This window comes from Streptomyces sp. NBC_01264, assembly GCF_026340675.1.
Classification (GTDB): Bacteria; Actinomycetota; Actinomycetes; order Streptomycetales; family Streptomycetaceae; genus Streptomyces.
This window is the reverse complement of the sequence record NZ_JAPEOX010000001.1, coordinates 2,636,397-2,650,010: the sequence shown is the minus strand read 5'-3', so window position 1 is coordinate 2,650,010 and position 13,614 is coordinate 2,636,397. Positions and strand designations below refer to the sequence as shown.

The 13,614-nt window shown below is 70.4% G+C and carries 14 protein-coding genes; 8 read left to right on the top strand and 6 right to left on the bottom strand.

The features are described from left to right. Positions 1-240: 240 nt before the first annotated feature. The 3 genes from OG435_RS12105 to moaA all read left to right on the top strand — a co-directional run bounded on the left by OG435_RS12105 (position 241) and on the right by moaA (position 3,473). A complete protein-coding gene (locus OG435_RS12105) occupies positions 241-606 on the top strand; it encodes a DUF485 domain-containing protein (RefSeq protein WP_266876830.1) in 366 nt (121 codons plus the stop codon). After that, positions 603-2,255: a solute symporter family protein gene (locus OG435_RS12100; RefSeq protein WP_266876829.1), complete on the top strand. Its 1,653-nt coding sequence runs from the start codon at positions 603-605 to the stop codon at positions 2,253-2,255. The genes OG435_RS12105 and OG435_RS12100 overlap by 4 nt, the downstream gene beginning before the upstream one ends. A gap of 228 nt (positions 2,256-2,483) precedes the next feature. Beyond that, positions 2,484-3,473 (top strand): GTP 3',8-cyclase MoaA, encoded by a 990-nt coding sequence (moaA, locus tag OG435_RS12095; protein WP_266876828.1) that lies wholly within the window; start codon positions 2,484-2,486, stop codon positions 3,471-3,473. A gap of 38 nt (positions 3,474-3,511) precedes the next feature. On the opposite strand, the gene OG435_RS12090 is transcribed toward moaA, so the two are convergent. Then, positions 3,512-3,772, bottom strand: coding sequence for a hypothetical protein (locus OG435_RS12090; RefSeq protein WP_266876827.1), 261 nt, complete (start codon positions 3,770-3,772; stop codon positions 3,512-3,514). Between the two features lie 136 nt (positions 3,773-3,908). After that, positions 3,909-4,187 (bottom strand): DUF3099 domain-containing protein, encoded by a 279-nt coding sequence (locus OG435_RS12085; RefSeq protein ID WP_430625617.1) that lies wholly within the window; start codon positions 4,185-4,187, stop codon positions 3,909-3,911. Between the two features lie 233 nt (positions 4,188-4,420). Between OG435_RS12085 and OG435_RS12080 the strand changes: the two genes are divergently transcribed. Next, positions 4,421-4,699, top strand: coding sequence for a GlsB/YeaQ/YmgE family stress response membrane protein (locus OG435_RS12080; protein ID WP_266876825.1), 279 nt, complete (start codon positions 4,421-4,423; stop codon positions 4,697-4,699). 116 nt (positions 4,700-4,815) lie between these two features. On the opposite strand, the gene tyrS is transcribed toward OG435_RS12080, so the two are convergent. The 3 genes from tyrS to OG435_RS12065 all read right to left on the bottom strand — a co-directional run bounded on the left by tyrS (position 4,816) and on the right by OG435_RS12065 (position 9,200). Beyond that, on the bottom strand, positions 4,816-6,081 hold the full coding sequence (gene tyrS, locus OG435_RS12075) for a tyrosine--tRNA ligase (protein WP_266876824.1): 1,266 nt from the start codon (positions 6,079-6,081) through the stop codon (positions 4,816-4,818). 147 nt (positions 6,082-6,228) lie between these two features. Beyond that, positions 6,229-7,641 (bottom strand): metallopeptidase TldD-related protein, encoded by a 1,413-nt coding sequence (locus OG435_RS12070; protein WP_266876823.1) that lies wholly within the window; start codon positions 7,639-7,641, stop codon positions 6,229-6,231. Further along, the gene (locus OG435_RS12065) at positions 7,638-9,200 is read right to left on the bottom strand and encodes a TldD/PmbA family protein (protein WP_430625616.1); all 1,563 of its coding nucleotides are present in this window, start codon (positions 9,198-9,200) and stop codon (positions 7,638-7,640) included. The genes OG435_RS12070 and OG435_RS12065 overlap by 4 nt, the downstream gene beginning before the upstream one ends. Positions 9,201-9,346: 146 nt before the next feature. On the opposite strand from OG435_RS12065, the gene fabG reads away from it, so the two are divergent. The 3 genes from fabG to OG435_RS12050 all read left to right on the top strand — a co-directional run bounded on the left by fabG (position 9,347) and on the right by OG435_RS12050 (position 11,527). After that, complete coding sequence (fabG, locus tag OG435_RS12060; protein WP_254383918.1) at positions 9,347-10,066, top strand: 3-oxoacyl-[acyl-carrier-protein] reductase; 720 nt, start codon at positions 9,347-9,349, stop codon at positions 10,064-10,066. A gap of 5 nt (positions 10,067-10,071) precedes the next feature. Next, positions 10,072-10,845 (top strand): enoyl-ACP reductase FabI, encoded by a 774-nt coding sequence (fabI, locus tag OG435_RS12055; RefSeq protein ID WP_266876821.1) that lies wholly within the window; start codon positions 10,072-10,074, stop codon positions 10,843-10,845. A gap of 244 nt (positions 10,846-11,089) precedes the next feature. Next, entirely contained in the window at positions 11,090-11,527 is a 438-nt protein-coding gene (locus tag OG435_RS12050) for a hypothetical protein (RefSeq protein ID WP_266876820.1), read from the top strand. On the opposite strand, the gene OG435_RS12045 is transcribed toward OG435_RS12050, so the two are convergent. Beyond that, on the bottom strand, positions 11,508-12,233 hold the full coding sequence (locus OG435_RS12045) for a FadR/GntR family transcriptional regulator (RefSeq protein ID WP_266876819.1): 726 nt from the start codon (positions 12,231-12,233) through the stop codon (positions 11,508-11,510). The two genes, OG435_RS12050 and OG435_RS12045, sit on opposite strands and share 20 nt — an antisense overlap. An 84-nt stretch (positions 12,234-12,317) precedes the next feature. Here OG435_RS12045 and OG435_RS12040 point away from each other — a divergent pair, with 84 nt between their 5' ends. Further along, entirely contained in the window at positions 12,318-13,613 is a 1,296-nt protein-coding gene (locus tag OG435_RS12040) for a CynX/NimT family MFS transporter (RefSeq protein WP_266876818.1), read from the top strand. Position 13,614 lies beyond the last annotated feature (1 nt).

The following is a 13,614-nucleotide window of genomic DNA, read 5'->3' as shown; positions in this document are numbered from 1 at the left end:
AAGCCGTGCGGGCGCGGTCGCGCCCGACGGGTGTCACGTGAACCTAGTGCCGCCGTTCGGCTCTGCGCCATCAGTTCGAGGAATCAGTTCGAGGAATCAGTTCCCAAAGAAACAAACAGGTGTTGAACCACCCCGACGCGCGGGACGTGCCGTTGACAGGGGGATCGGCACCACCGTCCCCCCGCGGAGGTTGTTTTGTCCGTCATCCCCACCGCACCCGCGTCACAAGGAGAGTCCCCCGTGACCACCGAAGCAGCGCCGCCCCAGGGCAGCGCGGGAACGCCGCCGGCGAGTCCCGGGCCCGAAGAGTTCGTACGCGTCCAGCAGAGCGAGGAGTTCGCCGAACTGCGCCGCTCCCACCGGTCCTTCGCCTTCCCGCTCACCGTGGCGTTCATCGCCTGGTACCTGCTCTACGTCCTGCTCTCCAACTACGCGGGCGACTTCATGGGGACGAAGCTCTTCGGCAACATCAACGTCGCCCTCGTCCTGGGCCTCGGCCAGTTCGCGACGACCTTCCTCATCGCCTGGCTGTACTCGCGCCACGCGGCCAACCAGCTCGACCCCAAGGCCTCGGCCATCAAGGCAAGGATGGAGGCGGGCGAATGAGCGCCCCGCTGTACGTGGCGGTCGCCGGGGCGGCCACGGCGGGTACCACCGCCGCCGGCGCCTCCGAGCACCGCCCGCTGATCATCACCCTGTTCGGGCTGTTCGTCGTCGCCACCCTGGCCATCACGATCTGGGCCGGACGCCAGACCAAGGACGCCGCCGACTTCTACGCGGGCGGCCGCCAGTTCACCGGCTTCCAGAACGGCCTGGCCATCTCCGGCGACTACATGTCCGCCGCGTCCTTCCTCGGCATCGCCGGAGCCATCGCGCTCTTCGGCTACGACGGCTTCCTCTACTCGATCGGCTTCCTCGTCGCCTGGCTGGTGGCCCTGCTCCTGGTCGCCGAGCCGCTGCGCAACTCCGGCCGCTACACGATGGGCGACGTACTCGCGTACCGGATGCGCCAGCGCCCCGTACGCACCGCCGCGGGCACCTCCACCATCGTGGTCTCGATCTTCTACCTGCTCGCCCAGATGGCCGGCGCCGGCGTGCTCGTCTCGCTGCTCCTCGGCATCACCAGCGACTTCGGCAAGGTCGTCATCGTCTCGCTGGTCGGCGTCCTGATGATCCTCTACGTCACCATCGGCGGGATGAAGGGCACCACCTGGGTCCAGATGATCAAGGCCGTCCTGCTGATCGCGGGCACGCTGCTGATCACCTTCCTGGTCCTGTGGAAGTTCAACTTCAACATCTCGGACCTGCTGGGCAAGGCCGCCGACAACAGCGGGCAGGGCGTCAAGTTCCTGGAGCCGGGCCTGAAGTACGGCAAGGACTCGCTCTCGAAGCTGGACTTCCTCTCGCTGGGCCTCGCCCTGGTCCTGGGCACCGCCGGCCTGCCGCACATCCTGATCCGCTTCTACACGGTCCCGACGGCCAAGGCCGCCCGCAAGTCCGTGAACTGGGCCATCGGCATCATCGGCGCCTTCTACCTGATGACGATCGTCCTCGGCTTCGGCGCCGCGGCCCTGCTCAAGCGGGCCGACATCATCGCCTCCAACAAGGCCGGCACCACCGCGGCCCCGCTGCTCGCGCAGGAGATCGGCGGCGGTCCGGGCTCCACCGGCGGCGCCGTCCTGCTCGCCGTGATCTCGGCGGTGGCCTTCGCCACGATCCTCGCGGTCGTCGCGGGCCTGACGCTGGCCTCCTCCTCGTCCTTCGCCCACGACATCTACGTGAACGTGATCCGCAAAGGCAAGGCCACCGAGAAGGAAGAGGTACGGGCCGCCCGCTGGTCCACGGTGGTCATCGGAGCCGTGGCCATCGGTCTCGGCGCCCTGGCCCGGGACCTCAACGTGGCCGGCCTCGTCGCCCTGGCCTTCGCGGTCGCCGCCTCGGCCAACCTGCCGACGATCCTCTACAGCCTGTTCTGGAAGCGCTTCACCACCCAGGGCGCCCTGTGGTCGATCTACGGCGGCCTGATCTCCTCGGTCGTCCTGGTGCTGTTCTCCCCGGTCGTCTCCGGCAAGCCCACCTCGATGTTCAAGGGCGCCGACTTCTACTGGTTCCCCCTGGAGAACCCCGGCATCATCTCCATCCCGCTCGGCTTCCTCCTGGGGTGGCTGGGAACCGTCCTCTCCAAGGAGAAGGCCGACCCGCAGAAGTTCGCCGAGCTCGAGGTCCGGTCGCTCACCGGAACCGGCGCGCACTGACGGCTGGGCGCACGGACGGCCGGGCGCACTGACAGGCTGCGCCTCAGCGAATCAGTACGAACACCCAACGTGGCCGTGTCGTATTTCCCTACGACACGGCCACGTCCTGTCTCGTTCATTCGGGCACCCCTATACGTCACGGGTGTCGCGTAGGCTCGTTGATAGCGCTCGTACTCTCATCCATCACGGCGCGAACCTCTACAAACCGGACAGGGGAGGGGGCTTACAGTGCTTCTCGACACCTACGGCCGCGCAGCCACTGACCTGCGCGTCTCACTCACCGACCGGTGCAATCTGCGCTGTACCTACTGCATGCCCGAAGAGGGTCTGCAGTGGCTCGGGAAGTCGGATCTGCTCAGTGACGACGAGATCGTCCGCCTGATCCGCATCGCGGTCACCGAGCTCGGGATCAAGGAAGTCCGCTTCACCGGCGGCGAGCCGCTGCTCCGGCCCGGCCTCGTCGGGATCGTCGAGCAGTGCGCGGCCCTGGAGCCGCGCCCCAAGATGTCGCTGACCACCAACGGCATCGGCCTCAAGCGCACCGCGCAGGCCCTCAAGGCCGCCGGCCTGGACCGGGTGAACGTTTCCCTGGACACCCTGCGGCCCGAGGTCTTCAAGACCCTGACCCGGCGCGACCGGCACAAGGACGTCATCGAGGGCATGGCCGCCGCCCGCGAGGCCGGCCTCACCCCCGTCAAGGTCAACGCGGTGCTGATGCCCGGACTCAACGACGACGAGGCCCCCGACCTGCTGGCCTGGGCCGTGGAGAACGAGTACGAGCTCCGTTTCATCGAGCAGATGCCCCTCGACGCCCAGCACGGCTGGAAGCGCGACGGCATGATCACCGCCGGTGACATCCTGGAATCCCTGCGCACCCGCTTCACGCTCACCGAGGAAGGCTCCGAGGAGCGCGGCTCCGCCCCGGCCGAGCGCTGGGTCGTCGACGGCGGCCCGGCCACCGTCGGCGTGATCGCCTCGGTCACCCGCCCCTTCTGCGGAGCCTGCGACCGTACGCGCCTCACGGCCGACGGCCAGATCCGTACGTGCCTCTTCGCCACCGAGGAGTCCGACCTGCGCGCCGCCCTGCGCTCGGGCGCCCCGGACGAGGAGATCGCCCGCCTGTGGAAGGTGGCGATGTGGGGCAAGAAGGCCGGATCCGGCCTCGACGACCCGACCTTCCTGCAGCCCGACCGCCCGATGTCGGCGATCGGCGGCTGACCGCAGGCTCGAAGAGCGAACCCGAGGGCTCGCAGTGGCTACGGCCGCTGCGAGCCCTCGGGCGCTTCCCACGCGTCGAGCTTCACGACGTCCTTGAGGAAACCGCGGACCCCCAGGAACTGCGACAGGTGCTCGCGGTGCTCCTCGCACGCCAGCCAGGTCTTGCGGCGCTCGGGGGTGTGCAGCTTCGGGTTGTTCCACGCCAGGACCCAGACGGCCGCCTCGCGGCAAGCCTTGGCGGAACAGGTGGGCGCGTCGGCGGCGGAAGCTTCGTTCAGAAATGCGTCGAGGGGAGTCACGGCTCAACCCTAAGACGGAATGGCGACGCCGAGCAGCCACGGGGGGAGCTGCCCGGCGTCGGTCCGTCGCTCCGACGGGGGATGCGGAGCGCGTAGGCAGTATGTCACGCAGGACCCGGTGCGGTGCACTGGAACTTCATGATTGATCTGAGGTTTTCTTGAGGTTTCCGTCACCCAGCGCGGGGCGCACCGGCGCCGCGACGAAGTGGGACGGCAGGGAGGGCGTCGATTCGCGACCCGCGTTGGCGATGACCACCGCGATGTACGGCAGCAGCGCCCCGGCGACGAGCGTCACGATGGCCACGGGCCGCTGCACGTTCCACAGGACGATGGTCGCGATGACCGACAGGGTCCTGATCAGCATCGAGATCACGTACCGGCGCTGGCGTCCGCGCACGTCCTCGGCGAGGCTCATCCGCGCCCCCGTGATCCGGAAGACCTCGGACCCGTTCCGCTTCGTCCGCTCCACAACCCACCACCCGATCGACCGCCGGGCGCTCCCCGGCCCGGACGCCTCCACGGTACGCCGCCCGCGCCCGGCCGGGCAGAGGGGGGTGTCCCCCGAATGGCGCTGCCCGAAATGCGCGGTAGGCCGAACGGCTCGAGACTGGGCCCACATGCGCACAACGCGCCAGGAGGAGGCTCGACATGGGTTGGTTGTGGGCGATCATCGTCGGCTTTGTACTGGGACTGATAGCCCGGGCGATCCTGCCGGGCAAGCAGCACCAGCCCCTTTGGCTGACCACGATCTTCGGCATCATCGGGGCCGTCCTCGGCAATGCCGTGGCCACGTGGATCGGCGTCAACGAGACCAAGGGCATCGACTGGATCCGGCACCTGCTGCAGCTCGCCGGAGCCGTCGTGGTGGTGGGTCTCGGCGACCTGATCTACAGCTCGCTGCGCGGCAACAAGAGGCAGATGACCTGAGGGCTCCCGCCCGTTCCGTGGCGGAGCACGACGCAGGGGCCGGCCCGGACGATCTGTCCGGACCGGCCCCTGCGTCGTACCGTCGAGCCGTCGAGTAGCCGTCGAGTAGCCGGCGACTAGCCGGTGACCTCGACCGCGGCCAGGTTCTTCTTGCCACGGCGCAGCACCAGCCAGCGTCCGTGCAGCAGGTCCTCCTTGGCGGGGACCGCGTCCTCGGAGGCGACCTTCACGTTGTTCACGTAGGCGCCGCCCTCCTTGACGGTCCGGCGCGCGGCCGACTTGCTCGCGACGAGCCCGGTCTCCGCCAGCAGGTCCACGACCAGGCCGGGCTCCGACACCTTGGCGTGCGGCAGCTCGGACAGGGCCGCCGCCAGGGTGGCCTCGTCCAGGTCCGCCAGCTCGCCCTGGCCGAACAGCGCCTTGGACGCCGCGATCACGGCGGCGCACTGGTCGGCGCCGTGCACCAGCGTGGTCAGCTCCTCCGCCAGCGCCTTCTGGGCGGCACGCGCCTGCGGCCGCTCGGCGGTCTGCGCCTCCAGCGCCTCCAGCTCCTCGGGGGTCTGGAAGGACAGGATGCGCATGTAGGTGGAGACGTCCCGGTCGTCCACGTTCAGCCAGAACTGGTAGAACGCGTACGGGGTGGTCATCTCCGGGTCGAGCCAGACGGCGCCGCTCTCGGACTTGCCGAACTTGGTGCCGTCCGCCTTGACCATGAGCGGGGTCGCGATGGCGTGGACGTGCGCGTCCGGCTCCACCCGGTGGATCAGGTCGAGACCGGCCGTCAGGTTGCCCCACTGGTCGGACCCGCCCTGCTGGAGCACGCAGCCGTGCCGGCGGTACAGCTCCAGGAAGTCCATGCCCTGGAGCAGCTGGTAGCTGAACTCCGTGTAGCTGATGCCCTGGTCGGATTCCAGCCGCTTGGCGACCGAGTCCTTTGTCAGCATCTTGTTCACGCGGAAGTGCTTGCCGATGTCCCGAAGGAACTCGATGGCGGACATGCCCGCCGTCCAGTCCAGGTTGTTCACCATGACCGCCGCGTTCTCGCCCTCGAAGGACAGGAACGGCTCGATCTGGGTGCGCAGGCGCGTCACCCAGTTCGCGACGGTCTCCGGGTCGTTCAGGGTGCGCTCGGCGGTCGGCCGCGGGTCGCCGATCTGTCCGGTGGCCCCGCCGACCAGCGCCAGCGGACGGTGGCCCGCCTGCTGGAGCCGGCGCACGGTGAGGACCTGCACCAGGTGACCCACGTGCAGCGAGGCCGCCGTCGGGTCGAAGCCGCAATAGAACGTGACGGGACCGTCCGCGAACGCCTTGCGCAGCGCTTCTTCATCGGTGGACTGGGCGAAGAGCCCGCGCCACTTCAGTTCGTCGACGATGTCCGTCACGGTTCTGGGTCTCCTTGAACGAGGTGGAACGAAAAGCCGGGGGATTCCCCGCCAGTCTAGGCGGGGAAGGCCCGCACCTCTCACGCTTTGTTGATCCATCCCGTTGGTCGGACGCCGTGGCCGGACGTCGTGGTCGGACGCCGTTGGTCAGACTCCCTTGCTGACCGAGCTCATGTTGAAGTCCGGGATGCGCAGCGCCGGCATCGCGGTCCTGGTGAACCAGTCGTTCCATTCGCGCGGCAGGGTCTTCTCGGTCCGGCCGGCCTCCGAGGCCCGCGACAGCAGGTCCACCGGGGACTCGTTGAACCGGAAGTTGTTGACCTCGCCCACGACCTGGCCGTTCTCCACCAGGTAGACGCCGTCCCGGGTCAGCCCGGTGAGCAGCAGCGTCGCCGGATCCACCTCGCGGATGTACCAGAGGCAGGTCAGCAGCAGCCCCCGCTCGGTTCCGGCCACCATCTCCTCCAGGGACTTCTCCCCGCCCGCCTCCAGGATCAGGTTCCCGAAGGACGGGGAGACCGGCAGCCCGGTCAGCTCGGCGGTGTGCCGGGTCGTGGTCAGCCGGGCCAGCTCGCCGTCCTTGATCCACTCGGTCGCCGGGACCGGCAGGCCGTTGTCGAAGACGGAGGCGTCGTCCCCGGAGCTGTGCGCGATCACGAACGGCGCGGACTCCAGGCCCGGCGCGTTCGGATCGCTGCGCAGGTTCAGCGGCAGCGGGGAGAGCCGCTCGCCGATCCGGGTGCCGCCGCCGGGCTTGGAGAAGACGGTCCGGCCCTCCACCGCGTCCCGGGCCGCCGCCGACCACATCTGGTAGATCAGCAGGTCGGCCACGGCCGTGGGGGGCAGCAGCGTCTCGTACCGCCCGGCCGGCAGGTCGATCTTCCGCTCCGCCCAGCCGAGCCGGACGGCCAGCTCCGCGTCCAGCGCGGTCGGGTCCACGTCCTTGAAGTCCCGCGTCGCGCGGCCGGCCCAGGCCGAACGCAGTCGGCCATCGGCCGTCGCGGTGGACTTCGCGTTGAGCTCGAGGGTGCCGTTGGGCTGGTCGTGGCGCAGGCGCAGCCCCGTAGAGGTGCCCACGTACGTGGAGACCAGCTCGTGGTTGGCGAAGCCGTACAGTTCGCGGCCGCCCGCGCGGGCCCGGGCGAAGGCCTCGCCGAGGGCCGGGGCGAAGTCCGCGAACACCGCCGAGGAGGTCTCGGCCGGGGCGTCGGCGAAGTCGGGCGAGGACGGGGTGCCGGTGACCAGCGGCCGGGCGTCCTCCGCCGGTCCGGCGCCGCGGGCGGCCGCCTCGGCGGCCCGGACCAGCGGCTCCAGCTCCGCGGCCGTGACGGCGGAGCGCGAGACGACCCCCGAGGCCGTGCCCTCCTTGCCGTCGACGGTCGCGATGACCGTGAGGGTCCGGCCGCGGGTGACCCCGTTGGTGGTCAGGGAATTGCCCGCCCAGCGCAGATTGGCGCTCGACTCCTCGTCGGCGATGACGACGCAGCCGTCCGCGGTGGACATCTCCAGCGCGCGCTCGATGATCTCGTGGGGCTTGGTGGTACGAATCGACGAGCTCATCGCCCGGCCTCCTGCGTGGTGTTCAGGATGTTCACGTCACGGAACAGCGCGGACGGGCAGCCGTGCGAGACCGCCGCGACCTGGCCCGGCTGGGCCTTGCCGCAGTTGAAGGCGCCGCCCAGGACGTAGGTCTGCGGACCACCGACCTTCTCCATCGAGCCCCAGAACTCCGTGGTGGTGGCCTGGTACGCGACGTCGCGCAGCTGTCCGGCGAGCCGCCCGTTCTCGATGCGGAAGAAGCGCTGCCCGGTGAACTGGAAGTTGTAGCGCTGCATGTCGATGGACCAGGAGCGGTCGCCGACCACGTAGATCCCGCGCTCCACCCCGCCGATCAGGTCCTCGGTGGAGAGCCCGCCCGGATCCGGCTGGAGCGAGACGTTCGCCATGCGCTGGACGGGCACGTGCCCGGGGGAGTCGGCGTAGGCGCAGCCGTTGGAGCGGCCGAGTCCGGTCAGCTTCGCGATCCGACGGTCCGTCTGGTAGCCGGTCAGGGTGCCGTCCTTGACCAGGTCCCAGCTCTGGGCCTCGACGCCCTCGTCGTCGTAGCCGATGGTGGCCAGCCCGTGCTCGGCCGTCCGGTCGCCCGTCACGTTCATGATCGGGGAGCCGTAGGCCAGCTTGCCGAGCTGGTCGAAGGTGGCGAAGGAGGTCCCGGCGTAAGCGGCCTCGTAACCCAGCGCCCGGTCCAGCTCGGTGGCGTGGCCGATGGACTCGTGGATGGTGAGCCAGAGGTTCGAGGGGTCCACGACCAGGTCGTAGCGCCCGGCCTCGACGCTCGGCGCCCGCATCTTCTCGGCGAGCAGCCCCGGGATCGTCTCCAGCTCGGCGTTCCAGTCCCAGCCGGTACCGGTCAGGTACTCCCAGCCGCGCCCGGCCGGCGGGGCGATGGTGCGCATCGAGTCGAACTCGCCCGTGGTGCCGTTCACGGCGACCGCGGTGAGCTGCGGGTGGATGCGGACCCGCTGCTGGGTGGTGGAGGTGCCCGCGGTGTCCGCGTAGAACTTGTTCTCGTGGACCGCGAGCAGCGAGGCGTCCACGTGGGCCACCCCGTCGGCCGCCAGGAGACGCGTGCTGAAGTCGGCGAGCAGCGCGGCCTTCTCCGTGTCCGGCACCTCGAAGGGGTTCACGTCGTAGGCGGAGATCCAGGTCCGGTCGGCGTGCACCGGCTCGTCGGCGAGCTCGACCCGCTCGTCCGATCCGGCCGCCTTGATCACCTGGGCGGAGAGCTTCGCCATCGCCACGGCCTGCGAGGCCACCTTGGCGGCGGCGTCCATGGTCAGGTCCACACCGGAGGCGAACCCCCAGCTGCCCCCGTGCACCACGCGGACCGCGTAGCCGAGGTCGGTGGTGTCGGAGCCACCGGAGGGCTTGGCGTCGCGCAGCCTCCAGGAGGCGCTGCGGATGCGTTCCAGGCGGAAATCGGCGTGGTCGGCGCCCAGCGCGCGGGCCCGCGCGAGCGCCGCGTCGGCCAGCGCCCGCAAGGGCAGCGCGGTGAAGGCCGCGTCGATGGAATGGGGCACGGAGGTCCTCCCGGGGGTTGGGGCAGCTGGCACGATCATGTCGCGCCGCGGCGCGCCGTGCCTACATCTTTCTGTAGGGACTCGACAGAGCGCGTACCGAGGCCCTGTCGGAGCTGGATTCTCCGGAAGGGGTACTTGACCTATAGGTTTTTGGTTATCAGACCGCTAGTCGAAAGGGTGATCCGTTGAGCCGCTCGGTTCTCGTCACCGGAGGTAACCGGGGCATCGGCCTCGCCATCGCCCGAGCCTTCGCGGAAGCGGGGGACAAGGTCGCGATCACGTACCGGTCGGGCGAGCCCCCGGCGGAGCTCACGGCCCTGGGCGTGCTTGCGGTCCGCTGTGACATCACGGACTCCGACCAGGTCGACCAGGCGTACAAGGAGATCGAGGACGCCCACGGCAACGTGGAGGTCCTCGTCGCCAACGCCGGCATCACCAAGGACACGCTGCTGATGCGCATGTCCGAGGACGATTTCGCCTCGGTCGTCGACACCAACCTCACCGGCACCTTCCGCGTGGTCAAGCGCGCGAACCGCGGCATGCTCCGCGCCAAGAAGGGCCGCGTCGTCCTGATCTCCTCGGTCGTCGGGCTCCTCGGCTCGGCCGGCCAGGCCAACTACGCCGCCTCCAAGGCGGCGCTGGTCGGCTTCGCCCGTTCCCTCGCCCGCGAGCTGGGCTCCCGCAACATCACCTTCAACGTCGTCGCTCCCGGCTTCGTGGACACCGACATGACGAAGGTGCTCACGGACGAGCAGCGGGCCGGCATCGTCGGCCAGGTGCCCCTGGGCCGCTACGCGCAGCCCGAGGAGATCGCGGCCGCGGTCAGCTTCCTGGCGTCCGACAACGCCGCGTACATCACTGGTGCCGTCATCCCCGTTGACGGCGGATTGGGCATGGGTCACTGATCACCATGAGCGGAATTCTCGACGGCAAGCGCCTCCTCGTCACCGGCGTGCTGATGGAGTCCTCCATCGCCTTCCACGTCGCCAAGCTGGCGCAGGAGCAGGGTGCCGAGGTCATCCTCACCGCCTTCCCGCGGCCGACGCTGACCGAGCGCATCGCCCGCAAGCTGCCCAAGCCCGCCAAGGTGATCGAGCTCGACGTCACCAACGACGAGCACCTGGCCCGCCTGGAGGGCGTCGTCCGCGCGGAGCTCGGCGGCCTCGACGGCGTCGTCCACTCCATCGGCTTCGCGCCGCAGGACGCGCTCGGCGGCAACTTCCTGAACACCCCGTTCGAGTCGGTCGCCACGGCCATGCACGTCTCGGCGTTCTCGCTGAAGTCGCTGACCATGGCCTGCAAGCCGCTCTTCCCGGAGAACGAGGGCGCCTCGGTCGTCGGCCTCACCTTCGACGCGCAGTACGCGTGGCCGCAGTACGACTGGATGGGCCCGGCCAAGGCCGCGCTGGAGGCCACCAGCCGCTACCTCGCCCGTGACCTGGGCAAGGAGAAGATCCGCTGCAACCTGATCTCGGCGGGTCCGATCGGCTCGATGGCCGCGAAGTCCATCCCGGGCTTCAGCGGCCTGGCGGACATCTGGGACCAGCGCTCCCCGATGGAGTGGGACATGGCGGACCCGGAGCCGGCCGCCAAGGGCGTCGTCGCCCTGCTGTCGGACTGGTTCCCGAAGACCACCGGCGAGATCATCCACGTCGACGGCGGCCTGCACGCGATGGGCGCCTGACCTTCGCGCGCTCCCCGTCCCGGCTGATCCGGGCGGTCCGTTCCATCCGTACGGCGGCGGCCACACCTTCCCTTCCGGGAGGCGCGGCCGCCGCCGTTTCGGTGCGCGGGGCGGGGACCGTACGGGGTGACTCGATCAGATGTCCGCCCCCGGGCCGGAACTTCCCGAGTCGAGAATCCGGACATTTCCCTGCAAACTAGGCCCGTCGGGATCTTCCCGGCTCCTGCGGGGAGGAGGTACGGGAGTGCGCGCGAGGCGGAGCCGAGCGGTATCCCTGCTGGTCACCTCGGTGGTCCTGACCGGATTCCTGCTCCCGGGAGCCCTCGCGCGGGACGAGGCGCCAGGGCCGGTCCCGGCGCCCGGTACGGACGTCCAGGCCCCGGCCGTGGTCGACCTGGCCCAGATCCCCGCCGAACCCCCCGTGCAGCCCGCGAAGCCCGCCAAGCGGGAGCTCTTCGGGGCCGACTGCGACACCGAGATCAACGGCTCCCAGGTGGTGGCCTTCTGCCACAACGGCTACCCGCAGACCGACCTGGTCCGCCTGCACGTGGAGTGCGACCGCTGGTGGGACGTGGACGGGGACGGCGCCGCCGTGGCCGTCGGACCGGCCGGCCGGGTGGAGCTCTCCGGCCGCTGCTGGAAGGAAGTCCGCTCCGCCTGGGTCAGCCACCAGCGGCAGTGAGCCCCGTGACGGCGACGCCCCCCGCGGGCCGCCGATCCTCCTTGGCCAGGCAGACGAACGGGTAGCCGGCCGCCTCGGAGGCCGCCGCGTCCCCGTCGCCGCGCCGGATCGCCTCGATCAGCCGCGCGTGGTCAAGGTGTGCGGCGGGATCGAGCTCCGTCCCCACGTCGGTGCGCAGCCAGTCGGCCACCAGATCGCCGAGGTCCGCGTACAGTTCGATCAGCACCTCGTTGTGCGAGGCCGCCACCACCGCCATGTGCAGGGCCACGTCCGCCGCGATGAACGGCTCCGCGTCCCCGCCCCTCCACGCCTCCTCGCGCCGCGCCAGCAGCGCGTCCAGCTGTACGAGGTCCCGCGCGGTCCTGCGCTCCGCCGCGAGGCGGGCCGCCGAGGACTCCAGCGTCGAGCGCAGCTCCGCGATGTGCCGGGGGTCGGCGCCCGCGAAGCGGCGGTGCATGACCCCGGCCAGCTCGCTGGTGGCGATGACGTACGTCCCCGAGCCCTGGCGGATGTCGAGGAGGCCGTTGTGCGCGAGGGCCCGGACGGCCTCCCGGACCGTGTTGCGGGCCACGCCCATCAGCTCCACGAGCTCCGGCTCGGTCGGGATGCGGGAGCCCACGGGCCATTCGCCGGTGGTGATCTGGTTGCGGAGCTGGGCGATCACCTGGTCGACGAGCGCGGATCGCCGGGGCGAGGTCAGCGGCATGCGGCGGGGTTCCTCTCGGGAGTGACGGGCGCGATAGGTCCGCGGGGTGGACAACCAATCATCCCATGATTCTATGATGGTTGAATGTCCGACGAAGAAATCCAGACCCTGAACCGGCCCCAGGCCGCGCGCACGGCATCCCCGCAGCCCCTTCCCGCCCCCGCCGCCACCCCGCAGCCGGCGTGGCTCGGACCCGTGCTCCTCGTCGGCATCGTGCTGGCCGCCCTCAACCTGCGGCCCGCCATCACCAGCCTCGGCGCCCTGTTCGAGGAGACCCGCGAGGGCCTCGGCATGAGCGGGACCGTCGCCGGACTCATCACCTCCGTACCCGCCCTCTGCTTCGCCGTCTTCGGCGTCACCGCGCCCCGGCTCTCCCGCCGCTTCGGCCCGGCCGCCGTCGTCTGCGCCGGCATGGCCGCCGTCGCCGCGGGCCTGCTCATCCGGCCCTTCGCGAGCAACGCCACCGGATTCCTCGCGGCCAGTGCCCTGACCCTGGCGGGCATAGCCCTGACCAACGTGCTGCTGCCGGTGATCGTCAAGCGCTGGTTCCCCGACCGGGTCGGCACCATGACGGGGCTCTACTCCATGGCCCTGGCCGCCGGCACCTCGCTCGCCGCGGCGGCGACCGTCCCGATGACCCGGGCCCTCGGCGGAAGCTGGCGCACCGGTCTGCTGATCTGGGCCCTCCTCGCCGTGGTCGCCGTCCTGCCCTGGCTGGCCATCGCCGCGGCCGCCCGCAAGGAGAAGGCCGCGGCCGCGGGCGTACCGGCCGCCCGCCCCGACGCCGGGCCCGGCGTCGTGCGCAGCCGCACCGCGTGGGCCCTCGCCTGCTACTTCGGACTCCAGGCCACGGGCGCCTACATCACCATGGGCTGGCTCCCGCAGATCTTCCGGGACGCCGGGGTCTCCGCCTCCACCGCGGGCATCCTGCTCGCCGTCACCATGGTCATGGGCGTCCCGCTGGCCTTCATCATCCCCGGCCTGGCGGGCCGGATGAAGAACCAGGGGCCCATCGCGGTCGTCCTCGGCCTCTTCGGCCTCGCCGGCTACCTCGGCCTCTACTTCGCCCCCGCCGCCGGGGCCTGGGCCTGGGTCGTCATGCTCGGCATCTCCAACTGCGCCTTCCCGCTCGTCATCACGATGATCGGACTGCGCGCCAAGTCCCCGGCGGGCGTGGTCAAGCTGTCCGCCTTCGCCCAGAGCACCGGGTACCTCATCTCCATCCCCGGACCGCTCGTCGTCGGCGTCCTCTACCAGCACAGCGGCGGCTGGGACCTGCCCCTCGCCCTGATGGCCGGTCTGCTCGTCCCGCAGATCGTGCTCGGCCTGCTCGCCGGCCGGGACCGCACGATCGAGGACGAATGCGGCATGCGAGACTGAT